The organism is Streptomyces sp. NPDC043853, assembly GCF_056436025.1.
On sequence record NZ_JBWKDJ010000001.1, the window covers coordinates 1060240 to 1083399 of the forward strand.

At 73.0% G+C, this 23160-nt stretch carries 23 protein-coding genes; 11 read left to right on the plus strand and 12 right to left on the minus strand.

The features are described 5' to 3' along the window. Positions 1 to 47: 47 nt before the first annotated feature. The 7 genes from AC067U_RS04465 to AC067U_RS04495 all read left to right on the plus strand — a co-directional run bounded on the left by AC067U_RS04465 (position 48) and on the right by AC067U_RS04495 (position 7216). Positions 48 to 1049: a hypothetical protein gene (locus AC067U_RS04465; RefSeq protein WP_478828092.1), complete on the plus strand. Its 1002-nt coding sequence runs from the start codon at positions 48 to 50 to the stop codon at positions 1047 to 1049. Positions 1050 to 1184: 135 nt separating this feature from the next. Beyond that, positions 1185 to 1730, plus strand: coding sequence for a 2Fe-2S iron-sulfur cluster-binding protein (locus AC067U_RS04470; protein WP_478828289.1), 546 nt, complete (start codon positions 1185 to 1187; stop codon positions 1728 to 1730). Then, the gene (locus AC067U_RS04475; RefSeq protein ID WP_478828093.1) at positions 1727 to 3895 is read left to right on the plus strand and encodes a xanthine dehydrogenase family protein molybdopterin-binding subunit; all 2169 of its coding nucleotides are present in this window, start codon (positions 1727 to 1729) and stop codon (positions 3893 to 3895) included. Before AC067U_RS04470 ends, AC067U_RS04475 begins: the two co-directional genes overlap by 4 nt. Next, positions 3892 to 4911 carry an FAD binding domain-containing protein gene (locus tag AC067U_RS04480; protein ID WP_478828094.1) on the plus strand — a complete coding sequence of 340 codons (1020 nt, stop codon included), beginning with the start codon at positions 3892 to 3894 and terminating at the stop codon, positions 4909 to 4911. Before AC067U_RS04475 ends, AC067U_RS04480 begins: the two co-directional genes overlap by 4 nt. Before the next feature lie 246 nt (positions 4912 to 5157). Then, a complete protein-coding gene (locus AC067U_RS04485; protein WP_478828095.1) occupies positions 5158 to 5583 on the plus strand; it encodes a nuclear transport factor 2 family protein in 426 nt (141 codons plus the stop codon). Next, positions 5580 to 6419: an NmrA family NAD(P)-binding protein gene (locus AC067U_RS04490; RefSeq protein WP_478828096.1), complete on the plus strand. Its 840-nt coding sequence runs from the start codon at positions 5580 to 5582 to the stop codon at positions 6417 to 6419. The genes AC067U_RS04485 and AC067U_RS04490 overlap by 4 nt, the downstream gene beginning before the upstream one ends. Before the next feature lie 221 nt (positions 6420 to 6640). Next, positions 6641 to 7216 carry a TetR/AcrR family transcriptional regulator gene (locus AC067U_RS04495; RefSeq protein ID WP_478828097.1) on the plus strand — a complete coding sequence of 192 codons (576 nt, stop codon included), beginning with the start codon at positions 6641 to 6643 and terminating at the stop codon, positions 7214 to 7216. A 73-nt stretch (positions 7217 to 7289) separates the two neighbouring features. Here AC067U_RS04495 and AC067U_RS04500 read toward each other — a convergent pair whose 3' ends face one another. Next, positions 7290 to 7880 (minus strand): TetR/AcrR family transcriptional regulator, encoded by a 591-nt coding sequence (locus AC067U_RS04500; protein WP_478828098.1) that lies wholly within the window; start codon positions 7878 to 7880, stop codon positions 7290 to 7292. A 229-nt stretch (positions 7881 to 8109) separates the two neighbouring features. On the opposite strand from AC067U_RS04500, the gene AC067U_RS04505 reads away from it, so the two are divergent. Together AC067U_RS04505 and AC067U_RS04510 are read left to right on the plus strand one after the other, a co-directional pair. Further along, entirely contained in the window at positions 8110 to 8835 is a 726-nt protein-coding gene (locus AC067U_RS04505) for a response regulator transcription factor (RefSeq protein WP_478828099.1), read from the plus strand. Further along, positions 8832 to 9953: a sensor histidine kinase gene (locus tag AC067U_RS04510; protein ID WP_478828100.1), complete on the plus strand. Its 1122-nt coding sequence runs from the start codon at positions 8832 to 8834 to the stop codon at positions 9951 to 9953. Before AC067U_RS04505 ends, AC067U_RS04510 begins: the two co-directional genes overlap by 4 nt. A gap of 199 nt (positions 9954 to 10152) precedes the next feature. Here the strand turns inward: AC067U_RS04510 and AC067U_RS04515 are convergent, their stop codons facing one another. Next, on the minus strand, positions 10153 to 10707 hold the full coding sequence (locus AC067U_RS04515) for a DM13 domain-containing protein (RefSeq protein WP_478828101.1): 555 nt from the start codon (positions 10705 to 10707) through the stop codon (positions 10153 to 10155). Positions 10708 to 11526: 819 nt separating this feature from the next. On the opposite strand from AC067U_RS04515, the gene AC067U_RS04520 reads away from it, so the two are divergent. Beyond that, positions 11527 to 11691, plus strand: coding sequence for a hypothetical protein (locus AC067U_RS04520; RefSeq protein WP_478828102.1), 165 nt, complete (start codon positions 11527 to 11529; stop codon positions 11689 to 11691). A 3-nt stretch (positions 11692 to 11694) separates the two neighbouring features. Continuing rightward, the gene (locus AC067U_RS04525; RefSeq protein ID WP_478828103.1) at positions 11695 to 11841 is read left to right on the plus strand and encodes a hypothetical protein; all 147 of its coding nucleotides are present in this window, start codon (positions 11695 to 11697) and stop codon (positions 11839 to 11841) included. A 29-nt stretch (positions 11842 to 11870) separates the two neighbouring features. On the opposite strand, the gene AC067U_RS04530 is transcribed toward AC067U_RS04525, so the two are convergent. Genes AC067U_RS04530 through AC067U_RS04575 form a run of 10 tightly spaced genes read right to left on the minus strand, consistent with a single transcriptional unit; the run spans position 11871 to position 23120 of the window. After that, on the minus strand, positions 11871 to 13298 hold the full coding sequence (locus AC067U_RS04530) for an ABC transporter ATP-binding protein (RefSeq protein WP_478828104.1): 1428 nt from the start codon (positions 13296 to 13298) through the stop codon (positions 11871 to 11873). Next, positions 13295 to 14110, minus strand: coding sequence for an ABC transporter permease (locus tag AC067U_RS04535; RefSeq protein ID WP_478828105.1), 816 nt, complete (start codon positions 14108 to 14110; stop codon positions 13295 to 13297). Before AC067U_RS04535 ends, AC067U_RS04530 begins: the two co-directional genes overlap by 4 nt. Then, complete coding sequence (locus tag AC067U_RS04540) at positions 14107 to 15063, minus strand: ABC transporter permease (protein ID WP_478828290.1); 957 nt, start codon at positions 15061 to 15063, stop codon at positions 14107 to 14109. Before AC067U_RS04540 ends, AC067U_RS04535 begins: the two co-directional genes overlap by 4 nt. Continuing rightward, on the minus strand, positions 15051 to 16631 hold the full coding sequence (locus tag AC067U_RS04545) for an ABC transporter substrate-binding protein (RefSeq protein ID WP_478828106.1): 1581 nt from the start codon (positions 16629 to 16631) through the stop codon (positions 15051 to 15053). Before AC067U_RS04545 ends, AC067U_RS04540 begins: the two co-directional genes overlap by 13 nt. Next, entirely contained in the window at positions 16628 to 17455 is an 828-nt protein-coding gene (locus tag AC067U_RS04550; RefSeq protein WP_478828107.1) for a class I SAM-dependent methyltransferase, read from the minus strand. Before AC067U_RS04550 ends, AC067U_RS04545 begins: the two co-directional genes overlap by 4 nt. Next, positions 17452 to 18786 carry an MFS transporter gene (locus tag AC067U_RS04555; protein ID WP_478828108.1) on the minus strand — a complete coding sequence of 445 codons (1335 nt, stop codon included), beginning with the start codon at positions 18784 to 18786 and terminating at the stop codon, positions 17452 to 17454. The genes AC067U_RS04550 and AC067U_RS04555 overlap by 4 nt, the downstream gene beginning before the upstream one ends. Continuing rightward, positions 18783 to 19847, minus strand: coding sequence for a dipeptide epimerase (locus tag AC067U_RS04560; protein ID WP_478828109.1), 1065 nt, complete (start codon positions 19845 to 19847; stop codon positions 18783 to 18785). Before AC067U_RS04560 ends, AC067U_RS04555 begins: the two co-directional genes overlap by 4 nt. Beyond that, entirely contained in the window at positions 19844 to 20974 is a 1131-nt protein-coding gene (locus AC067U_RS04565) for a PLP-dependent cysteine synthase family protein (protein WP_478828110.1), read from the minus strand. Before AC067U_RS04565 ends, AC067U_RS04560 begins: the two co-directional genes overlap by 4 nt. Continuing rightward, positions 20971 to 21849, minus strand: coding sequence for a Rossmann-like domain-containing protein (locus AC067U_RS04570; RefSeq protein WP_478828111.1), 879 nt, complete (start codon positions 21847 to 21849; stop codon positions 20971 to 20973). The genes AC067U_RS04565 and AC067U_RS04570 overlap by 4 nt, the downstream gene beginning before the upstream one ends. After that, on the minus strand, positions 21846 to 23120 hold the full coding sequence (locus tag AC067U_RS04575) for an ATP-grasp domain-containing protein (protein WP_478828112.1): 1275 nt from the start codon (positions 23118 to 23120) through the stop codon (positions 21846 to 21848). Before AC067U_RS04575 ends, AC067U_RS04570 begins: the two co-directional genes overlap by 4 nt. Positions 23121 to 23160 lie beyond the last annotated feature (40 nt).

A 23160-nucleotide genomic window follows, 5' to 3' on the forward strand; every position in this document is an offset into this window, starting at 1 on the left:
GAACACGCAAGACGGCATCAGGGACAGACGGAAACAGGGAGACGACCATGAACACGGCAGCCAAGATCAGCCTCTTCGGCGCGGCCCTCGCGGCGGCCTTCACCGGCTCGTACGCCCTCGGATCGGTGGCCGCACCCGTCACGGGCGGCACGGCCCCCCGCCACACCGCACACGCCGCACACGCCGCACACGCGGAGAACACCCCCGCCGCCGCCCGCCCCGGCACACCGGCCCCCGCCGGCCTCCAGGTCTCCCAGGACGGCTACACCCTCGCCCTCCAAACCGCGCGCCTGACCGCCGGCCGGGAGGAACCCCTGCGCTTCACGATCAAGGACGCGGCGGGCAAGCCGGTGACCGCCTACCGCACCAGCCACGACAAGGAACTGCACCTGATCGTCGCCTCACGCGACCTGAACACCTTCCGGCACGTGCACCCCACCCGTGCCGCCGACGGCACCTGGAGCACCCCGATCGACCTGCCCGCGGCCGGCGACCACCGCGTCTTCGCCGACTTCACCCCGGCCGCCGAGGGCGCCGGCGCCCTCACCCTCGGTGCGGACCTGGCCGTCGCGGGCCCCTACGAGCCCCGCGACCTGCCCGCCCCCGGCCCCACCGCGCAAACGGACGACGGCTACACCGTCACCCTCTCCGGCGGCCTCACCCCGGGCCGCACCGCCGGGCTGACCCTCACCGTGTCCAGGAACGGCCGCCCGGTCACGGACCTGGAGCCCTACCTCGGCTCCTACGGCCACCTCGTCGCACTCCGCGCCGGAGACCTCGCCTACCTCCACGTCCACCCCGAAGGCACCCCCGGCGACGCGGCCACCACCCCCGGCCCCGCCGTCTCCTTCTCCGCCACCGCCCCCACCCCCGGCACCTACCGCCTCTTCCTCGACTTCAAGCACCAGGGCACGGTCCGTACGGCCGCCTTCACCGTGCCGACGGCCCCCGGCGCCCCTGGCGCCCCTGCCGCCCCCGCACCCGAAGCCACCGGCACTAGCACCGGCACCGGCACGGGTGGCCACGGTGACCACGGCGACGCCCACTGACGGCGGGACCGCAGCACACAAGGAGGGAATCCGCGCCTTTGCGGCATGCCGCGGCGGCCCCTCCGATGAGTTGCGGGGGCCCGTCACCGAGCCGATGATTGCTGACGACGCGGCTTGCTTGAATGGGAGTTCCCCATGAAAAGAGCACAGACGCCCGATGCGGCCGACAGCGGCTCGCCGGTCCGCGCGAACATCGCGCTGGACGTCAATGGACGCGTGCGCCACCTCACCATCGACACCCGGATGTCCCTCCTCGACGTCCTGCGCGATTCCCTCGATCTGACGGGACCGAAATCCGGGTGCGACCGGGGCCATTGCGGCTGCTGCACCGTGCTGGTGGACGGCCGACGCGCCTACAGTTGCCTGACACTCGCCGTGGCCTGCGGTGACGCGCCGGTCCTGACGGTGGAAGGACTCGGCGGGACGGACCTCCATCCGCTGCAGCGCGCGTTCGTGAACCGCGACGCCTTCCAGTGCGGTTTCTGCACCCCCGGGCAATTGTGCTCCGCGGTCGGAATGCTCGACGAGATGTCCAGGGGTTGGCCCAGCTCCGTTTCCGGACGTTCCCCGGCTGCTCCGGCTCTGACCGAGGAAGAGGTCCGTGAGCGCATGAGCGGAAACCTGTGCCGTTGCGGCGCCTACCAGAACATCGTGGCAGCCGTCATGGAAGCGGCATCGTGACCCACGGGCCGCCCGGCACGCGCGCCACGGGGGTTCTGGTGCACCGGGCCGTCGGCGCATCCGTTCCACGGCGCGAGGCCCGGGAGAAGGTCACGGGTACCGCCCGCTACACCGGCGACCTGGCGCTGCCGCAGGTCGCCCACGTCGCCGCGGTCCCGTCGACGGTCACTCACGGACGGGTCCTGGCCGTTCACCCCGAGATCGCCCTCGCCCGGCCCGGCGTGCTGGCCGTGCTCCACTGCGGCAACTGCCCCCGTCTGTACCGGACCGGCGATGCCGACCTGTCCGTGTTCCAGTCCGCCGCCGTGACGTATCGGGGCCAGTTCGTCGCCGCGGTCGTGGCCGAGTCCCCGCAGATCGCCCGCGAAGCAGCGGCAACGGTGGGTGTCGACTACGCGGTCGGCGCCGGCGCGCACCGGGTCAGCCTGGACACCGCCTGCTCCGGGTTGCACCGGCCGCCCGACCACGGGCCGTGGTTTCCCACCGACTGCACCCACGGCGACGTGGAGTCGGCGCTGACGCGCGCTCCGGTGCGGATCGAGGCCACGTACACCACGCCCCTCTACCACCACCACGCGCTCGAACCGCACGGGACGGTCGCGTACTGGCACGAGGGCGAACTGACCGTCTACGACACCACGCAAGGGCCCTCGGGAACCCGCGACATCCTCGCGCACCTCTTCGGCATCGCCCCCGGCCGGGTGCGGGTCGTGGCCCACCACGTGGGGGGAGGGTTCGGCTCGAAGGCCGCGCCGAGGGCCCAGCTCGTCCTCGCCGCCGTGGCCGCACTCGTCGTCGGCCGGCCGGTCAGGACCGCCCTCACCCGGGAGCAGCTCAGCGTCGTCGCCGGATACCGGACCCCGACCGTCCAGCGGATCCGGCTGGGTGCCGAGGCGGACGGGCGCCTGCTGGCCGTCTCCCACGTGTCGTTCGAACAGACGTCCCTGACGAGGGACTTCTCCGAGTACTCGGCCGCGCCGACCCGCACCATGTACGCGGCGCCGAACCGCGAGACCAGGCACTGGCGGGCGAGGCTGCACGTCCCGTCCCCGACCTGGATGCGCGCACCCGGCGAATGCCCGGGGATGTTCGCGCTGGAGTCGGCCATGGACGAACTCGCCGTGGCGTGTGCCGTCGACCCGGTGGAACTGCGCCTGCGGAACGACACCGCGACCGAGCCCCACAGCGGCCGGCCCTTCAGCTCCCGGAACCTCGCCGCCTGCCTGCGCCTGGGGGCGGAGCGGTTCGGCTGGGCCGAACGGGACCGACTTCGCGCGGAGCACGGCGACGGTCGCCGGCTCGTGGGCATGGGCGTCGCCTCGTCGACCATTCCGCAGTACCGGTTCCCCTCCCGGGCAACCGCCCGCGCCGACGGCCACGGCCGCTACACCGTGCGGATTGCGGCCGCGGACATCGGCACCGGGGCGCGCACCGCCCTCGCCCAGATCGCCGCCGACGCCCTCCGCGCCGACCTGGACCGCGTCACCGTGGAAGTGGGCGACAGCGCCTTCCCGGCGGCGAGTTGGGCCGGGCGGTCCAGCGGAACGACCTCCTGGGGGACGGCGGTGGTGCGCGCCTGCGAAGCCCTGCGCGCCGAGATCGGCCGGAGTGGCGGCCTCCTGCCCGCCGAAGGCCTTCAGGCCTCCTCCGACACCCTGGCGGAACTCGCCCCGCCGCGCGCTTTCGCCCAGCACGCGTTCGGTGCGCAATTCGCCCAGGTGAGCGTGGACAAGGCCACCAGGGAGATCCGCGTGTCGCGCATGCTGGGGGTCTTCGCCGTGGGCCGGGTGATCAATCCCACCACCGTACGGTCGCAGCTGGTCGGCGGCATGGTCATGGGCATCTCGATGGCCCTGTGCGAGGAGGGCGCCGTGGACCGGACGTACGGGCACTTCCTCAGCCGCGATCTCGCCGCCTACCACATCGCGACGTTCGCCGACGTTCCCGAGATCGAGGCCGTCTGCATCGACGAAGAGGATATCCGCACGAGCCCCATGGGCGCCAAAGGCGTGGGGGAGATCGGCATCGTCGGAACGGCCGCGGCCGTGGCCAACGCCGTCCACCACGCCACCGGCCACCGGATCCGCAGCCTGCCGCTCAGCGTGCGCCACCTCGTGGACGCGGCCGGCGGGCCTCCGGCAGGGACTGGACGAGCAGGGCGATGAAACCGTTCGCCTACCGGCGCCCGGCAACCGCCCCCGAAGCCGTCGCACTGGTCGCGGGGCACCCGGGGGCGGCATACGTGGCCGGCGGCACGAACCTCTTCGACCACCTCAAACTGGGCATCGCCGGGCCGTCCCTCCTGGTGGACGTGACCGCACTGCCCCTGGACACGGTCGAGGAACTCCCCGACGGCGGACTGCGCATGGGAGCGACCGTCCGGAACTCCGATCTCGCCGCCCACCCCGCGGTGCGCACCCGCTACCCGGTGGTCTCCCAAGCGCTGCTGGCCGGCGCCTCACCACAGCTGCGCAACATGGCCACCCTGGCGGGGAACCTGATGCAGCGCACGCGGTGCCTCTACTTCCAGAACCCGGACACACCGTGCAACAAGAGGGAACCCGGCTCCGGCTGTGCCGCCGCGGAGGGCCGGGCCGAGCACAACGCCGTCCTCGGCGCCTCGGACTCCTGCAGGGCGGTGCACCCGTCCGATCTGGCGGTCGCGCTGTCCGCCATGGACGCCGTCGTCTGCGTGCTGGGCCCCACCGGCCCCCGCCGCATCCCCGCCACCGCCTTCCACCGCCTCCCCGGGGACCACCCGGAACGCGACACCGTCCTCGAACACGGAGACCTCATCACGGCAGTGGAGCTGCCCACCCTCCCGATGGCGGCCCGCTCCTGCTACCGCAAGGTCGGCGACCGGGCCTCGTTCGCCTTCAGCCTGGTGTCCGTCGCGGCGGCGGTCGACCTGGACGGCGACACCGTCAGGGACACCCGCATCGCCTTCGGAGGACTGGCGACCAAGCCGTGGCGCGCCACCCGGGCGGAAGCCGCCCTGCGCGGCGCCCCACCGACCGCGGACCGCTTCACCGCTGCCGTACTGGCGGAACTCTCCGCTGCCCGCACGGTCCCCGACAACGCCTTCAAGGTCCCGCTGGCCCGCGACACCTGTACCGCCGCCCTGCTCGACCTCTGCGAGGAGCCGCGGACCAGGCCCGTGCCCCCGCCCCCGCCGGCCTGAGCGGAGCCTCGCCGGAAACACTGCCCACCGCGCTCTCGGCAGGGCACGGGCTGCCCCGGCAGGCGGGGCCCCTTGCCAACCGGACCGGCGGTCCGTATCTTCGACACATACGGACCGCCGGTCCGTTTATGTTCTCGTGCGGTTCCTCCGCGGCTGATGTCGCACGCCGGGTGACGAGAAGTCGTTCCCCGCCCGCCGGAGCCGCCGCGTCTTCGAGATGATGCGAGAAGAGGGGGAGTCCCGACCATGACCGTGCAGATGACCGCCGCCGACCTGTACCACCACGGCTTGCGACTGCTGTTGGAGAAGGACATCCCGGGCTGGGTGGACCTGTGGGACGAGGACGGTGTCCTCGAGTTCCCGTTCGCGCCCGGGGGCTGGCCCGAGAAGCTGGAGGGCAAGGCCGCGGTGGGCGCGTACATGCGCCACTACCCCGACCACATCGACCTGCACGACTTCCCCGACGTGACGGTCCACCAGACGACCGCCCCCGAAACGATCGTGGTGGAGATGCGCGGCGTCGGCCGCCTGGTGGAGACCGACAGCCCCTTCGGCATGACCTACATCGCCGTGGTCACGGTCAGGGACGGACTCATCACCTCCTACCGCGACTACTGGAACCCTCTCGCCGTGGCACAGCCCGGCGCCGACTTCGTGGGAGGGAACCGATGAACACCGCCGACGCCACCCTGGTCATCGGGGCCACCGGCACCACCGGCAGCCGCGTCACCGCCCGACTGGCCGCCGAGGGCCGCCGCGTCAGGGCCGCCGGCCGGAAGGGCACCCCGGTCGACGGGGCGGAGGCCGTCCGCTTCGACTGGAACGAGTCCGCGACCTGGGCCGGTGCCCTCGCCGGCGTCGACCGCGCCTACCTCGTCCCGCCCATCGGCTCCTCCGACCCGGCCGCGGTCATGCTGCCCTTCCTGCGGCAGGCGCGCGCGGCGGGTGTGCGCCGCGCCGTGCTGCTCAGCTCCTCGGCGATCCCCGCGGGCGGTCCCGCGGTCGGACAGGTCCACGGGGAACTGCCCGGCCTGTTCGAGGAGTGGGCGGTGCTGCGGCCCTCCTGGTTCATGCAGAACTTCGCCGGCCACGCCCCCCACGCGCGCAGCATCCGCGAGGAGGGCGCCATCCGGACGGCCACGGGGAACGGCCGGGTCGGGTTCGTCGACGCCGCCGACATCGCCGCCGTCGCCGTACGCGCCCTGACCGACGAGCAGGCCCCCGACACCGATCTCATTCTGACCGGGCCCGAGGCACTGAGCTACGACGATGTCGCCGCGATCATCACCGAGGTCACGGGCCGGCCCGTCGAGCACCGGCACCTGACCTTCGAGGAGCTGCGCGACCGGTGGGCAGCCGAGATACCGCTGCAGTTCGCCACCATGCTGGCCGGCATGGACCGTGCCATCGCCGGCGGCGCGGAGGACCGCGTCACCGACACCGTCCAGCGCCTCACCGGCCGCCCCGCGGGCACGCTGCGCAGCTTCGTCGAACGGGAGGTCCGATGAAGCAGCCGGTGTTCCACGACGATCCGTCCTGCTTCCACGACGATCCGTCCCGGTTCCACGACGATCCGTCCTGACCTCGGCCGCGGAGGAGGGCGCCGACGCGCACCGGCACCCGGGTGGCCCTCCGCCCGGCGGCGGCGCGTATCTTCGACTGGCTCGACGACAGGCTCCGACCCGTCGGGCGCCACACCCCCGACAGGAGAAAGAACCGAGGAGGTCCAGTGACCCGGCGGACCGAACGCGCGGACGCCCTGCGCAACCGAGAGGCCGTCCTGGCTGCCGCCGACGCCCTCTTCGCCGCCAGCGACAGCCCGCACAGCGTGTCCATGGACGACATCGCCACGGCCGCGGGCGTGGGCAAAGGCACCCTCTTCCGCCGCTTCGGCGACCGGGCCGGCCTGATCGGCGCAGTGATCGCCACCCGGCTCGAACCCCTGCGGCACGCCGTTCAGGACGCCCGGGAAACGGCCGGCTCCACACCGCGCCAACGGGTGCTGGACCTCCTCGACACCGCGCTCCGCTTCAAGATCGAGAACCGGCACCTGATGTCGGCGGCCGAGGAAGCCGGCCTCAGCAGCCCGTACCGGGCCGAGCACTACGGATGGTGGCACGACACCCTCCGTACGGCACTGGACCGGGTACCCGGCGTCCACGACAGCGACTTCACGGCCCACGCGCTGCTGGCCGCCATCCGCGCCGACCTGATCCAGCACCTGATCGACGACCGGGGGATGACGCCCCAAGGCCTGCGGTCCGCGCTCTCGTCCCACCTCGACAACGTCCTCGGGAGCGACTGAGGTCCTGCCGGGCGGATGTCCCCCTCCGCACACGGGCCGTTCGCGCCGACGCCCGTCCTCCGCGAGCGCGCGGTCAGCTCGGTTGGCGCAGGCCGGCGACGAGGAGATCGACCAGCGGGCGGGCGTCGTAGCGGGGATCGTTCTCGGCGCCGATGCAGAGGTTCCCGATGCCGCGCATGAGGTGGTAGGCGTCCGGGCCGGAGCGGATCTCGCCGGAGGCGGTCGCGGCGTCGAGGAGCTGGGCGCACACCGGCAGGAGCCGGTCGAGGAAGTGGGCGTGCAGCGTTTCGAAGCCCGCGGCGTCCCCCTGCATCGCGGCGGCCAGGCCGTGTTTGGTGACCAGGAAGTCGACGAAGAGGTGGACCCACCGCCCCAGGGCGGCGTGGGGAGTGGGACCGGCCGCCAGCAGGGCGGGGCCCGCTTCGGCACAGGCGTCGATCTGGTGGCGGTACACGGCGACGACGAGGTCCGCGCGGGTGGGGAAGTGGCGGTAGATCGTGGCCACCCCGACACCGGCCTCGGCCGCGATATCGCGTACCGGAGCCTCCACACCCGAGGTCACGAAGACCGCGGCGGCCGCGTCCAGCAGGGCCTGCTGGTTGCGGCGGGCGTCCTTGCGGGGGGACTTGGCCGAGCTTCCCGGGCTCTGACTGCCGTCGTTCACCGCAGCCCTCCTTCCATGACCGACCCCGCAAACGGACCGGCATTCCGCACCATATATGGAACAAGGTTCCGTTTCGTTCATGATGGCAGACCGACAGGCCGACGGCCACCCGCCGCACGCATCACGTTCCACCCGGGACCGGAGAAGCCATGCCCCCGTCGCTCCCCCTCCACCGTCGCCGCCCCGCCTGCCCGGACAGCCGCAGACCTCGCGTGCGAGGCTGGGCGGCATGAGTACGCCGATGCCGCCTGCCCGGATCCTCGTCGTCGACGACGATCCGACCGTCGCCGAAGTCGTCACCGGATACCTGACCCGGGCCGGCCACACCGTCGACCACGCCGTCGACGGCCCCACCGCCCTGGAACGGGCCGCCGGGCAATGGCCCGACCTGGTCGTCCTCGACCTGATGCTGCCGGGCATCGACGGCTTGGAGGTGTGCCGCCGCCTGCGCGCCGACCGCCCCGTGCCGGTGATCATGCTGACGGCGCGGGGGGACGAGGACGACCGGATCACGGGCCTGGAGGTGGGCGCGGACGACTACGTCACCAAGCCGTTCAGCCCGCGCGAACTCGTCCTGCGCGTCGAGTCCGTACTGCGCCGCAGCCGCACGGCGACAGCGGCGGCGGAACACGAGCCGACGGTGCTGCGCGGGGCCGGCATCCGGTTGGATCCGGAGACCCGCCGGGCCACCAAGGACGGCGAGGCCCTCATGCTCACCCTGCGGGAGTTCGACCTGCTGGCACATTTCCTCACCCGACCCGGGCGGCCGCACAGCCGGGAGGAGCTGATGCGGGACGTGTGGGGCTGGGACTTCGGGGACCTGTCCACCGTCACGGTCCACGTGCGGCGGCTGCGCGCCAAGATCGAGGACGATCCGGCGGCGCCACGCCTCATCCAGACCGTCTGGGGCATCGGCTACCGCTTCGACGTGCCCGCCGAGGAGGCCGTGCGGTGAAGGACGTCCTGCTGATCGCCCTGTTCGCCCTCGGCGGGGCGGCCTGCGCGGGCGCACTCGGGGCCCTGGCACTCCGCCTGCTGAGGTACCGGTCGCTCATCGTGTCCCTGGCCGTCGTCGCCGTGGTCACGGTCACCGCCATGCTCTCCGGCACCCTGGCCGTGGCGTGGGCGATGTTCCTGTCGCCTCACGACCTGACCGTCGTCACCCTCGTCGTGGCCATGGCCGGCGCCGTCTCCCTGGGCACCGCCCTGCTGCTGGGCCGCTGGGTCGTCGCCCGGAGCCGGGACCTCGCGCGGGCCGCCCGGGACTTCGGCGAGGACGGCAACTTCGCCGCCCCGCCGGCCAGGGCCACCGCGGAACTGGCCGAACTCAGCCGGGAACTGGCCGCCACCAGCGCCAAGCTCGCCGCTTCACGGGAACGCGAACGGGCTCTGGAGAGCTCGCGCCGCGAGCTGGTGGCCTGGATCTCACACGACCTGCGCACCCCGCTCGCCGGGCTGCGGGCCATGGCCGAGGCTCTGGAGGACGGTGTGGCCGCGGATCCCTCCCGCTACCACCGGCAGATCCGCACGGAGGTCGAGCGCCTCGACACCATGGTCGGCGACCTCTTCGAGCTCTCCCGCATCAACGCCGGCGCACTGGAACTGACCCCCAGCCGGATCTCCTTGCGGGACCTGGCGGCCGATGCCCTGCTGGGCGCCGATCCGCTGGCCCGGGAGCGCGGTGTGCTCCTGCGGGGCGAGGACGTCGCCCACGCACCCGTCGACGTGGACGGCAAGGAGATGACCCGGGTCCTGGCCAACCTCCTCGCCAACGCCATCCGCCACACCCCGGCCGACGGCACCGTGGCCGTGGCCGTGGACCAGGGGGCGGACACCGCAGTGCTGTCCGTCACGGACGGCTGCGGCGGGATCCCGGCGGAAGACCTGCCGAGGGTCTTCGACACCGGCTGGCGCGGCAACCCGGCCCGTACGCCGCCGGTCGGCGCGGGGCTGGGACTGGCGATCGTACGCGGCATCGTCGAGGCCCACGCCGGACAGGCGCGGGTACGCAACGTGCCCGGCGGCTGCCGCTTCGAGGTGACCCTGCCGCTGGCCGCGGCCACGGAGGCCTGAGGAACACCCGGACCCCCGGCACCGGCATCGGGGTCGGGGGTCCGCGACGGCGTCGGCGTCGTACGGATGGGCCGCGGCCGCCCCCGGATCGCACACGAGCCGGCCGGTGCCCGTACGGCCCGGCGGCGGTCGTCCGCGCACCGGGCCGTACGGCTCGCTCCGTCACCGTCCGGCGGGAGGACCACCGCCGGACGGGGTCTCAGGCCGCGGTCAGGGCAGCGGCGCCGAAGGAGACGTCGAAGCGGTCGCACCAGATCGTGACGCTGGAGTACTCGGAGGGCTTCACGTCCGCCGGGATCGAGTAGTTCTGATCACCCTTGTTGCCCTTGAGCTTGCCCAGGCTGACGTGTTTGCCGTCGTCGAAGACGCGCCACCCTTCCACGCCCTCCTTCACCGGGGCGTCGGTCAGCCAGACGCGCAGGTCCGGCCCGTTGCTCGTGTCCAGCCCCTCCAGCCGCAGGACGTGCGAGCCGTCGGCCAGCCGGACGACCTTCACCGTGCCGGTGGTGCTGTGCTCGTGACTGATCAGACGTCCCTGGGAGACGGTATGCAGTCGGTCGGCGGCCGGAGGCGCGCTCCCCACCGGGCCCGGCACCGACGCGGCCGGTCCCGCGCCGGGCAGTGCCTCGCTGACCGCCTGGTCCTGCCACAGCTTCCACGGCTGGAACCAGTACAGCCCCACCGCAACCAGCACCGCCGCCAACGCAACCGTTCCGGCCACCAGCGGCCCGCGCCGCCCGCCCCAACGTCCCACGACCTGCTCCTTCGTCCGTGCTCTGAGCGCATTGAACGCCATGCAGAACCGCACGGGCCACAGGCCCACCCATGACGGAAGTCTTACGCCCGACACCTGGCCCCGCCGCCCCGACGACCGATACACCCCCGCCTCCCGCCAGGCCGCGGCACCCCCGCCCAACTCAAGCGCCTGACACCGGCGGACGAGGGGGACACGTACACACGCATCACGCACCCGAAGAACCCTCAGGTCAGGCGTCTTCGCGGATCGGCTCCAGGATCGCCACGCACTCCACGTGGTACGTCATCGGAGAAAGATCTAGCAAAAGCATGTGAAAGGAACCCGCAGGTCAGCGCCCTGCATGGCGCAAATTGGACAGGCCTCCGGTGTGCGTTACGTGCAGAGTGGGCGGGATGTGGAGCGCGCTGACGCTTCCTGCCTGTGTCCGGGCCAGCGAAAGGAGCCCAGCGAGGGCCGAACGGTAACGCCTCGCGCCGTCCCTTCAGCACCCGTGCGTCCGGGAAGCCAGTGAGTCGCCGAGAGAAGGGCCTCCCGAGAGGTCGGTCTGGAGATCGGCCCGGACGCGACCGAGGCTCCTGCGCCCACCACCAGACCCCGCCGAGACGGCCACTCCACCTCTCTGGAGGAGCCGCCCCACCCGTCCAGCAACAGCCGGGATCTTGTTCGCCAGGACCTTCATGGAGGCGATCCTCCAAGACCAGGCGACTCGGAACACGAAGGCGACCGGTCACACGCCGTGCCTCGGCAGGCTCCCGCGAGCGCCACCATCGCAGGTATGCGTATCGCGGGGCCTCGGTATCGGGCATGCTGATGAGCATGAGCAGCAGGTACGCACAGCTCCGGCCCTACACCCTGCCGGACTCGCTCGGGGAGCTGAGCGGGCCGGTGGACGGCCTTGTGGTCCTGCCCCGGCACCTGGACTGGGGCCCGCACTACGAGTACGACCCGGCCGACGACGCCGACGTGCTGCTGATGTACTAGCGGGTGATCCGCGAGGCGCAGACGTCCGAGGACCTGTCCACCCCCGACTTCACCCGGCTCACCGCCTGGGTCGCCCTCCGCGACCGCTTCCTCGGCCTGTCGCCCGACCCTCTCGACCGCACGGGCAAGGGCTTCCGGCACAACGGCTGACGTACGGCTCGGCTTCCCACCCTCCCCTCTCAACGCTCTGGAGCAGTTCTCTGCCGGCAGGTGACCAGTCGGCCGGCGTCGAGGACTGCGGTTCGGTCGGCCAGGGCTTCGCCGGCCGCCCCGTCATGGGTGATGAACACCAGGCTCAGGCCGTCCCGTTCCCGGAGCCCGGCCAAGTGGGTGAGGATCGCGTCCCGCGTGCCCGCGTCGAGCCCAGAGGTGATCTCGTCGCAGACCAGGACGGCGGGCTCGGCCAGCAGGGCCCGGGCCAGAGCGGCCCGTTGGAGTTCGCCGCCGGACAGTGCGCCGGGGCGGCGCAAGGTCAGCTCCTCGGCCAGGCCCAGGTCCTCCAGGGTTCGTACGGCGGTACGGCGGGCGGTGTCCCGGTCGGCGCCGCGCAGCCGGACCGCCGTGCGGGCGACCTGGTCCAGGACCGGCCGGTGCTCGTCGAAGGCCGCCCTGGGATCCTGGAACACGTACTGGACGGCAGCCAGTTCGGTGCGGGCGCGGGCGCGGAGGCTGCGTGGCAGCGGTGCTCCGTCGAGCAGGACCGTGCCGTCGTACGCGGAGTGCAGCCCGGCCAGGCAGCGACCCAGGGTCGTCTTGCCGCTGCCGGACCGGCCGGTGACGGCGAGGCACTCTCCCGGCGCGACCGACAGCGTGACGCCGTGCAGGACCGGAACGGTGCCGTGCGCCGTTTGGTGCCGGGCGGTCAGCTCCTGTACCGCGATGCGGGTCGGGGCGGTCCGGGCAGCGGCTCGTGGCTTGGGGAGCACGGGCCGCGTGGGGGCGGGCAGCACCACGTCCGCGGGCCCCCGGTCCACGACCCGGCCGGCCCGCAGCACGACCGCCTCGTCGGCCAACTGCCTTACGACGTCCCAGTCATGGCTCAGCAGGACCAGGGCAATGCCCTGCTTGGCCACGTCGGCGAGCGCCTCGACGACGCCCCTCTTGGTGGCCGGGTCCTGGCCCGTGGTGGGTTCGTCAGCGACGATGACTCTGGCCCCCAGGAGCAGCGCCTGTGCGATGACGACCCGCTGCTGCTGTCCGCCGGAGAGCTGGTGAGGGTAGCGGCGCAGCACCATCTCGGGGTCGGGCAGCTGGGCCTGGCGCAGGGCGTCCTCGACGCGGTCGCGGATCTCGCCGCGGGTTCCTCCCCGCTGGGCGGCGATGTCCCGCAGGAGTGCTCCGGCTCGGCGGGCGGGGTTGAGGACGGCGGCGGGGTGCTGGGGTACGTAGCCGACGGAGCCGGGTCCCGGGGTGCTGATCCGGCCGTCGATCCGTGCCCCGGCCGGGAACTCGCCGAGGAGCGCGCGTCCGGTGGTGGTCTTCCCGCTGCCCGAGGGCCCGACGAGGGCCGTTATCCGCCCGGCACGGGCCGTCAGGCTCACCCCGTCGACGAGCGTGCTGCCGGCCACCTCCACCCGCAGTCCATCCACTTCCGCTACCGGCTTCATACCCGGTCTCCTTTCCAGCCGGTCTTGGCAGGTGTGTGCAGGGCGGCGTCGAAGAGCAGGTTGGTGCCCATCGACAGGGCTGCGATGAGCAGGGCGGGTACCACCACGGCCCATGGCTGGAGGAACAGGCCGGTGCGGTTGCGGTCCACCATCACCGCCCAGTCGGCGGCGTCCGGTGGGACGCCGATGCCGAGGAACGCGGCCGTGGCGACCAGGTACAGGGCTCCGGTCAGCCGGATCCCCGCGTCGGCGGCGAGGGTCCGGCGCATGCAGCGGGCGACGTACCCGATCGCCGTACGCCACCAGGTCTCGCCCTGCATCCGCAGGGCCTCGACGGCGGGCCGGGCGGAGATCTCGGCCGCCGCCGCGTGCACCACGCGAGCTGCGTCGGGTACGGCGGCCAGCCCGACCAGGGCGGCCAGGCCGGCCGGCCCCGGGGTGAGGGTCGAGGCCACCAGCAGCACCAGCAGGAGCGACGGGACGGCGATCAGGACATCGAGAGGCCGCATGAGGGCCTCCTCCAGCCAGGTGCGACGGGTGAGCGCCGCGGTCAGCCCGATCGGGACGGCGACGAGGTAGGCGAGTCCGGTGGCGGCGAGCGCCACGAGGACGACGGAGCGGCCGCCGAGCAGGACCTGCCGCCAGACGTCCCGGCCGGAGAAGTCGGTGCCCAGCCAGTGCCCGGCGCCCGCCTCGAAGGACACCGAGCGCGGTCCGGCCGGACCCGCGAGCAGCGGTCCGATTGCAGCCAGCAGCAGGGGCGCGGCGATGAGCCCCACGGCAAGGGCGTACCTGGATGCGTGGCGCCTCACGCGACCACCTCCGCGCGGGGGGCGAAGCGGCGGGCGACGAGGTCGGCGCCGAGGTTGGCCAGGACGGTGACCACGCCGAAGACGACGGCCATGCCCTGGACGACGGGCACGTCCCGGGCGGCGACGGCGTCGATGAGCACGGTTCCCAGGCCGGGGATGACGAAGAGGGCTTCGACGACGATCACTCCGCTCAGCAGCCAGTCGCAGGTCCGGGCCAGTTGCTGGGCGGCCGGAGCAAGGGCGTTGGGCAGGGCGTGCGTCCAGCGGACGCGGGCGCCGCTGACGCCGTAGCGCTGGGCCTGGGCGACGTATGGCGAAGCCATCGCGTCGATCATCCCGGCGCGCACCAGGCGGCTGATGGTGCAGACGGGCCGCGAGACGAGTACGAGGACGGGCAGGACCAGTACGGCCGGCTCGGTGAGCGGGTCCGCGCCGACGGCCGTGGGCGGCAGCCAGCCCAGCCACAGCCCGAACAGCGTGGCCAGCAGCACGCCGAGGGCGAACTCGGGCACGGAGTGCACGGCCAGGGTCAGCGCGCTGAGGGTCCGGTCCAGCGGGCCGCCCTCGCGGCGGGCGCAGAGCACGCCGAGCCCGACCGACATCGGTAGGAGTACGAGGAGAGTGGCGCAGGCGAGCGTCACCGTGGGACCGAGGCCACCGGTCAGGTAGTCGGCGACGGGCCGCCCGCTGACCAGGGAGGTGCCGAGGTCACCCCGGACGAGGCCGGCCGCCCAGTCCAGGAAGCGTTCGGCGGCGGGTCGGTCCAGGTCCAGTGCGGCGCGGATCCGGGCGATGCGCTCCGGGTCGGGCTGGTCGCCGGCCAGGGCGACCGCCGCGTCGCCGGGCAGTGCATCGGTGAGGACGAAGACGAACAGGACGACCGCCGCCGTCTGCCCCAGACCGAGGAGCAGACGGCGGCCGATCCAGTTCAGCTGCCGGGTCACGCGAGCCAGAGCTTGTCGAAGCGGGCCCAGTCGAGGGTGTTGGCGGGGGCCTGCTTCGAGACGCCGTGCACCGCTGGCGCTGTGGCGACGATCCAGTCGGCGAAGCCCCAGATCAAGAAGCCCCCTTCGTCGTGCAGGCGGCGCTGCATCCGCTCGTAGAGGGCGGCCCGCTCCTTCTCGTCGCGGGTGGACTGGGCTTGCTGGTACAGGTCGTCGAAGTCCTTCTGCTGCCACTTGGTCGCGTTGGTGGTCGAACCGGTCAACAGCCGCTGCGAGATGTGGGACTCGATGGGCATGGACCCGGACCGGTAGGAGGCGAAGGTGCCGTTGTCCAGGATGTCCTTCCAGTAGGTGTCCTTGTTGCCCACCTTGACCTCGACGGTGACCCCGGCCTTGGCAGCCTGCTCCTTGAAGATCCCGGCGGCCTCGACGAAACCGGTGGCGGCAGGGGCGGTGTCCAGAGTGACCTTCAGGTTCTCGGCGCCCGCCTCCTTGAGGAGAGCGCGGGCCCGGTCGAGGTCCTGGGTGCGCTGCGGCAGGTTGGAGGCGTAGTACTGGTAGCCCTTGCCGAAGAGGTCGTTGCCGACCTCGCCGGCGCCGGACAGAGCACCGTCGACGAGTTCCTTGCGGTCGGCGATGAGGAAGAACGCCTGGCGGACCCGCTTGTCGTCGAACGGGGGCCGGTCGGTCTTCATCACGAAGCCCTGCATGGAGCTGCCGGGCAGCCGGACGACCTCGATCTTCCCCTTGCCCTCGTGGGTGCGGGCGGTGGCGGGGCTGAGCTCGTGGGCGTACTGGACCTGGCCGCCGAGCAGGGCGCTCGTACGGGCCGATTCCTCCGTGGCGACGACGAACTCGACGCCGTCGAGGTGGGGCGCGCCCTCCCAGTAGGCGTCGTTGCGCTTGACGACCAGGGACTTGCCGGGGGTGAAGGAGCCGAACGTGAAGGGGCCGGAGCCAACGGGCTTGTCGAAGGACGTGGTGTCCTTCGGGACGATGTAGGCGCCGAACGCGGCGAGCACGTTGGGGAATTCGGCGTACGGGCGCTTCAGCTTGAACTCGACGGTGTTCGCGTCGAGGGCGCGGCTGGCGGCGAGGTCGATCGGCTCCAGGGAGGCCTTGGCGCGGAAGGTGCCCTTGGGGTCGGCGATCCGGCGGTAGCTGTAGAGGACGTCTTCGGCGGTGACCGGGCGGCCGTCGTGGAAGGCGGCCTTGCGCAGGGTGACCTTCCAGGTGTCGAGGCTCTCGTTGGGCTCCCAGCGCTCGGCGAGCCGAGGGACGGGCGCGAGGTCGGAGCCGAAGTCGGCGAGCTTGTCGTAGAGGGCCTTGGCCCGGGCGGCGTCCACGAACAGGTTGGCGGCGTGCGGGTCGAGGGTCTCGTTCGCGCCGCCGCCCGCGAAGGCGGCGCGCAGGGTGCCGCCGCGCTTGGGGGTGCCGGCTGCGGCGGCGTTCTTGGAGTCGGCGGTCTTGCCGGTGTCGCCTGCGCAGCCGGCGGTGAGGGCGAGGGCGGCAGCGGTTGCCGTTGCGGTGGCGAGGAGGAAGCCTCGGCGGACGAGGCCGGAGCGGCGCTGGTTCACGGTGTGGTGTCTCCGTTGCTGTTGTGCTGGGGAGTGTTCTGGGGACTGAGCCGGGCGACGAGGTGGAGGCGGTCGGAACTCGTGGTTCCGTGGGGGGAGTCGCCTTCGCTCCACACCGGTTCGGTGCGGGGACCGGGGCCGTCGTGCAGGGCGAGGACCTCGAAGCCGGCGATGGTGAGGAAGTGCCGCAGTTCCTGGGGGAAGAGCAGCCGCCAGGCGGAGTGCTGCTCGTCCGGCTCCGAGCCGTCGTCGGCGGTCCAGGTGCGGCGGCGGCGCAGGAGTTGGGCGCCGTGGTCGATCCACAGGGTGGTGCGGGAGGTGTACGTCGTACCGCGCCAGTCGAAGGAGGCGGTGCGCGGCCCGTCGAGGAGTTCGGTGTTGCCGAGGAAGAAGGCGCCGTTGCGCATCTCCGCGACGAGCAGTCCGCCCGGGCCCAGGTGGCGGCGGATGGCGGCGAGGCAGGAGGTGAGGTCTTCGTTGGTGTGGGAGTAGAGCAGGGCGCTGTCCAGGCAGAGGACGGCGTCGAAGGTGCGGCCGAGGTCGAAGTCCCGCATGTCGGCGCGGCGGTAGTGCGGGCCGGGGTGCCGGCGGCGGGCATGGGCGAGCATGGACTCGGCGGTGTCGATCCCGGTGACCTGGCGTCCGGCCTGGTGGTGCAGCCAGGCGGCGTCGCGGCCGGTGCCGCAGCCGAGGTCCAGCACCTGGACTCCCGCGCCGTGGCGGCGCAAAGTGTCCTCGGTCCAGCGTGCGGCGAGCCGGTCGGGGTCGGGGAAGCGCTCTTCGTAGAGCTCGGGGTGGTCGGTGAGGAGGTTTCCGGTGCTCATCTGGTCTCGCTCAGGGGACGGGGGTCGGGGGTAGCGGACGTCGCATTCGCGGGCGGGTCCAGGTCCTCCGGGGCCGACGAATCCGTGGCAGCGGCTGGCGCCGCGGTGGCAGGCGGCCGGGGCAGGGCTCGGCATCGGTGCAGCAGGGTGACGGCCGTCGCCGAGGCAAGGCCGAGGGCCGTGCAGCAGGCGTACGGAAGCCAAGCCGGGCCGCCATGGGTGGCGGCGTCCATGGCCCACCCGACCCCCGCGCCGGTGCCCGCGGCGGCGACCCCGGACACGGCGTAGAACAGGCCGTAGAAGGTGCCGGTGAGCTCCGCGCGGCCGAAGGCGGGGATGAGTTCCATGACGAAGGGCTGCGCGGTCATCAGGCCGAGGTACAGCAGCAGCGCTCCGGCCAGGACCGGCAGCAGCAGCACTGGGTGCGCCCCCTCCGCTCCCGCCGCCGGCATCGGTGGCAGGAAACCGAGCCCGCTGAGGGTCAGCCCGGCGGCGATCCACCGGCCCCGGCCGCCGGCCCGGGCGGCCAGCCGGCGGGTGATGCGCAGCTGGAGCAGGAAATTGGCGAGGGTCCCGACCACGAAGAGCAGCCCGACGGCCCCTGCCCAGCCGGTGGCCTGCCGCGCGGCATGCGGGAGCAGCAGGTAGAGCTGGCTCTCCATGCCGTACATGCCGACCATGGCCAGGGCGAAGGCCACGAAGCGGCGGTTGCCGGCCACCTCCCGCCAGTCACCGAGCACGGTGCCGTTCGGTCGCGGCACTGCCCGGGCGGGCAGCACCACGGCCTGCGCGATGGTGAGCAGGGCGAACACGCCCGCCGCGGTGAGCGCCGCCGTCCTGAAGCCGCCGAGCAGCAGCAGGCTCCCCAGCAGCGGCCCGATCAGCGCGCCCGCCGTGGCGAACACGTTGAACAGGGCGAACGCCTCCGCCTTGCGGTCGCCGGACTCCTGGGCAACGTACGTCCGCACGGCCGGGTTGAACAGGGCGCCGGCCAGGCCGCTCAGCGCCGAAGCCGCGATCAGGACGGCCAGGTTGTCGCCCAGGGCGAACAGCGCGAAACCGAGGGTGCGCAGGCCGCAGCCCGCGATAATCACGCCCCGGGCCCCGAGGCGGTCGGCGGCGGATCCCCCGATCAGGAAGAGCCCCTGCTGGCTGAGGTTGCGCACGCCCAGGACCAGTCCGACCACCGCCGCCGACAGCCCGAGGTCGTCGGTGAGGTGCGTGGCCAGGTACGGGATGAGCAGGTAGAAGCCGATGTTGACGCCGAGCTGGTTGACGAGCAGGAGCCGTACTGCGGGCGGAAAGCCGCGCACCGCGGCGATGGTTCTCATCGTGCGGCGCCCACGGGTATGGCGGCGTGGGGCAGCACTCCCAGGCCGCCGCGCGGGGCGGGGCGTACGGTGCCGTCGGCCCCGCCGATTCCGGACCACGGGTCGTCGGCGAGGAGCAGGTGCCCGTCGAGGTCGACCCAGCGGGCCCGGTCGACCAGGTGGACGGCGGGCGCGATGCCGAGCGAACTGGCGGTGAGGCAGCCGAGCATGAGGTCGGTGCCGCTGCCGTCCAGCGCGGCGTGGATCCGCAGCGCGGCCCGTACGCCCCCGCACTTGGCGAGCTTCACGTTGACCCCGTGGACCCGCCCGGCGAGGGCGGCGGCGTCCTCGTAGGTGACCGCGTCCTCGTCGGCGATCACGGGGATCGGGGAGGCGGTGGCGACCCGGGCCAGGGCATCGGGCCGGCCGGCGGCGATCGGCTGCTCCACGGCCGTCACGCCGAGGGCAGCGAACCGGGGCAGCAGTGCGTGGGCCCGCTCCTCGGTCCAGGCACCGTTGGGGTCGAGCAGCAGGCTCGCGGCGGGCGCTCCGGCACGGACGGCCTCGACCCGGGCCAGGTCCTCGGCCGGGTCGGGGGACCCGGCCTTGACCTTCAGACCGGTGAAGCCGGCCACGGCGAGCCGACTGGCCTGGGCGGCAGCGGCGACGGGCGCGACGATGCCGATGGTGCGCGCCGTGGCCGCGGACGGCGGCGAAGCACTGCCGAGCAGTTGGTGCACGGGTTCACCGGCTCGCTTGCCCACGAGATCCAAGACGGCTGACTCAACAGCGGCGAGGACTCCTGCCGGCAGGTCTGCGCCCACGGAGCCCGCGGGCGCGAGTTCGGCCCAGGCGGTCTCCGGGTCCGGCAGGCGCTCCACCGCCGGGCGAAGGGCACTCAGGTGGCGAAGGATGGTTTCGGTGGGCAGTCCGAGGTAGACGCTGCTGACCGCCTCCCCCCAACCGCGCAGCCCGCCGTGCTCCAGGCAGACCCAGACCGCGTCGCGGCGGGCCATCACTGAGCGGGAGATGCGCAGCGGCTCCGCCAGTTCGAGCGAGACGGTGTGCCAGGTGAGTTTCATACGGCACCTCCGGGGGCCGGAACGCGGGGAGCGCGGGCTCCGACGCCGGGGACGGCGACGGGATCGACGACGGTCCGGCAGCGGGTCCAGCCGAGGGCCTCGGCCGCACGCGGGTGCGGGATCTCCAGCGGGCGGGTGGCCGGGGCCGTGGCGGTCAGGCCGTGGGCGTGGCAGAAGTCGTCGTCGTAGACGGTGCCGAGGTAGCGGTGCGGCCCGTCGGGGAAGACGGTCGCGACGACGGCGCCGGGTTCGGCCCTGGCGGCCCATGCGGAGACCAGCGCGACGGCGCCGGTGCTCCAGCCGCCGCTGACGAAGCTGCCGCGGGCGAGCCGGCGGCAGGCGTCGACGGCCTCGGCGGCGCCCACCCAGTGCACCTCGTCGAACGCGCCGTGGCGGACATTGCCAGGGTGAATGCTGCTGCCGAGCCCGCGCATCAGACGCGGTCTGGCCGGCTGACCGAAGATCGCGGAGCCGACGGAGTCGACGCCGATCACCTTCAAGCGGGGCCAACGGCTGCGCAGCGGGCCGACCAGCCCGGCGCTGTGCCCGCCGGTGCCCACGCTGCACACCAGCACGTCCAAGTGGTCGAGCTGCCCGATCAGTTCTGCGGCCATGGACCGGTAACCCGCCGGATTGTCCGGGTTGTTGTACTGGTCCGGCCAGTACGCGCCCTCGGTGCGGGCCAGGACCTCGCGCAGCCGGGCGATGCGGGCGGCCTGCCAGCCGCCCTGTGCAGCGGGGCGGTCGACGAGCTCCAGGCGGGCGCCGTAGGTACGCAGCAGCTGCCGCATGGAGGGTTCGAGCTCGGTATCGCCGACGAGGACGACGGGGTGCCCGAGGGCCTGCCCGGCGAAGGCCAGACCGATGCCCATGGTGCCGGAGGTGGACTCCACTACCGGCGCCCCGGGGCGCAGTTCACCGCGCCTGCGGGCGCCGGTGAGCATGGACATCGCCGCGCGGGCCTTCATCCCGCCGGCGCTGAGGCATTCGAGCTTGGCCCAGAAACCGGGGTGGGGGTGGGGCAGGTCGGTGTGGATACGGGCGACGGGCGTACGCCCCAGCAGGGGCAGCAGACCGGGGTTGGCGGCAGCGGATGGGGACCGGTGTACGAGCGGAGCGATGGTCACGGGCAGCCTCCGTAGCGGTGGATGACCCCGGGGCCACCGTCGAGCCAGAAGAACGGGTACGGCTCGGCGGAGACGGCGCTCACCCCTGCCCCGAGGAAGCGGGGCAGGACGGCGCTGCCGGTCTGGGCGAACATCACGAGGGGCTTCCCGCTCCCGGCGGCGTGGTCGAGCAGGCCCTGGAAGGAGCCGTTGCCGAGGGTCATTCCGGAGGCGAGGACGGCGCCGCAGCGTTCCAGGTGCGCGGGCGCATCGGTGAGGACGGGCTCGCCCCACTCGGTGGTGCCGCCCTTGAGGTCACACGGCAGATAGTCGAGGCCCCGCGAACGCAGTTGCTCCAGTAGCGAGTTGACCACCCCGACCACCAGGACCGGACGGCGCTCACCGGACCGGGAGACATCGGCGGGCAGCAGGTCGACGACGGCGCGGGCCCGGGCGCGCGAACGGCTCAGCGAACTGCCGGCAGGCAGCGGACACGGGCGGGCGCCGTGGTCCGGCGTGTGCGGCCGTACATGGGCCAGGTAGGCGTCGAGCGCCGCGATCCGCACCGGCAGGAGCGGATGGCCGAGGAGCTCGGCGACGGTGGCGCCCACACAGTCGTCGAGGGCGCCTTCGGGCAGCGCCCCGGGTTCGACGGCGCAGGATCCGACGGCCGCGTCCAGCCGCAGGCTGAGCACCTCGTTGCGGTAGCCGCTGCTGCGCCCTTCGTGCCGGACGGCCTGGGCGGTCGTGAAGGCGAGCGAGATCCGCTCGCCGGCGGGGTCGGGGCCGTATGCCCCGGCCAGGACCGCGTCGACCAGCTGGCCGACGGTCCGGACGGCGGGGTCGGCGTGTGGGTGGCGCTCGCCCGCCAGGGAGTGCAGAGCGGGCAGGGTCATGCGGGCACCACCGGGGAGGGCTCGTAACAGGGGCGCAGGTCGGCGAGCAGCCGCTCGGCGGCCGCGCGGGCGCCGCCGCCCTCGGTGTCGGCGGTCATGACGTGGCCGAGGTACTCGTTGTTGCTGGTGGCGGCCCGCACCGTGCGGCCGGGTTCGGCGAGGGTCAGCTCCAGTACCTCGGGCCGGGCTCGTACGGCCTCCGCCCCCTCGATGTCGGCGAGGATGCCGTCGGTGTCGGGCAGCAGGAAGGAGATGGCGGCGCTGCGCACGCCGGTGGGTCGCGGTGCCAGGTCGGGCATACGCCCCAGGGCCACGTCGACGCAGGCGGCAGCCAGGTCGACGCCCGTCACGTGCCGGACGAGTTCGGTGATGCGGTTGCCCGCCGGGCGGGGGTTGACCTCGACCAGCCGGGGCCCGTCGGGCGTCAGCTTGATCTCGGTGTGGCAGACCACCTGGTCCAGCCCCAGCGCCTTCACCGCCCGCAGCGCCGTCTCGGCAGCCTCCGACCCCAGGGCATCCCCGATGCCAGCCGGGAACATGTGGCCGGTCTCGATGAAGGCGGGCGCACCGCCGATGCTCTTGTCGGTGACCCCCACGACGTGTGTGGTGCCGCCGAAGGAGACGGTCTCGACGCTGACTTCGGGCCCGTGCAGTAGTTCCTCGAGCAGGATGACGGGGGCACGATCCTGGCCGCGCGCGTTGACCGGGAACTCCGCCAGGGCCTGGCAGGCGAGCTCCAGTTCGTGCTCGTCGCGCACCGCGCGGACCAGCATGCCCGCGCACAGGTCCACCGGCTTCACCACGAGCGGGTAGCCGATCTCATGCGCGGCGACCGCCGCCTCCGCGGCCCCCTCGCAGAGCGCGAAGCGCGGCCCGGGGACGCCGGCTTCGGCAAGCACACGGCGGGTCAGGTCCTTGCGGCACGCCGCCTCGACGGCCTCCGGGTCCGGACCGGGCAGGCCGAGCCGCCGGGCGGTGTGCGCGACGGCCGGCAGGTAGTAGTCGCACGAGGAGACCACCCCGTCGAAGCCGAGGACGGCGTGCACGCCTTCGAGCCGGTCCAGGAGGGCTGCCGTGTCGTTGGTGTCGGCCGTAATGATGTTGCGGGCCGTGAGCAGCGGGTGCGGCCCATCCCCCGCAGGGGCTGAGCGCAGGTAGTGGTGCAGGTCGCGGGTGACGAAGGTGAACTCGTGCCCGTCTTCGCGGATGGCCCTGGGCAGCAGCCTGCTCATCGACCCCACCCAGCTTTCGATCACCAGCAGATGTCCCACCGGACTTCCTCCCAGACTGCCGTCGGCTCTGTGCGACGCA

Bases quoted from the DNA above. Each gene is read 5' to 3' on its own strand.
- AC067U_RS04505 (WP_478828099.1), top strand. From the start codon at position 8,110: ATGAGTACGCCGATGCCGCCTGCCCGGATCCTCGTCGTCGACGACGAT.
- AC067U_RS04490 (WP_478828096.1), top strand. From the start codon at position 5,580: ATGAACACCGCCGACGCCACCCTGGTCATCGGGGCCACCGGCACCACC.
- AC067U_RS04485 (WP_478828095.1), top strand. From the start codon at position 5,158: ATGACCGTGCAGATGACCGCCGCCGACCTGTACCACCACGGCTTGCGA.
- AC067U_RS04555 (WP_478828108.1), bottom strand. From the start codon at position 18,786: ATGAGAACCATCGCCGCGGTGCGCGGCTTTCCGCCCGCAGTACGGCTC.
- AC067U_RS04530 (WP_478828104.1), bottom strand. From the start codon at position 13,298: ATGAAGCCGGTAGCGGAAGTGGATGGACTGCGGGTGGAGGTGGCCGGC.
- AC067U_RS04560 (WP_478828109.1), bottom strand. From the start codon at position 19,847: ATGAAACTCACCTGGCACACCGTCTCGCTCGAACTGGCGGAGCCGCTG.
- AC067U_RS04550 (WP_478828107.1), bottom strand. From the start codon at position 17,455: ATGAGCACCGGAAACCTCCTCACCGACCACCCCGAGCTCTACGAAGAG.
- AC067U_RS04480 (WP_478828094.1), top strand. From the start codon at position 3,892: ATGAAACCGTTCGCCTACCGGCGCCCGGCAACCGCCCCCGAAGCCGTC.
- AC067U_RS04520 (WP_478828102.1), top strand. From the start codon at position 11,527: ATGAGCAGCAGGTACGCACAGCTCCGGCCCTACACCCTGCCGGACTCG.
- AC067U_RS04570 (WP_478828111.1), bottom strand. From the start codon at position 21,849: ATGACCCTGCCCGCTCTGCACTCCCTGGCGGGCGAGCGCCACCCACAC.
- AC067U_RS04470 (WP_478828289.1), top strand. From the start codon at position 1,185: ATGAAAAGAGCACAGACGCCCGATGCGGCCGACAGCGGCTCGCCGGTC.
- AC067U_RS04465 (WP_478828092.1), top strand. From the start codon at position 48: ATGAACACGGCAGCCAAGATCAGCCTCTTCGGCGCGGCCCTCGCGGCG.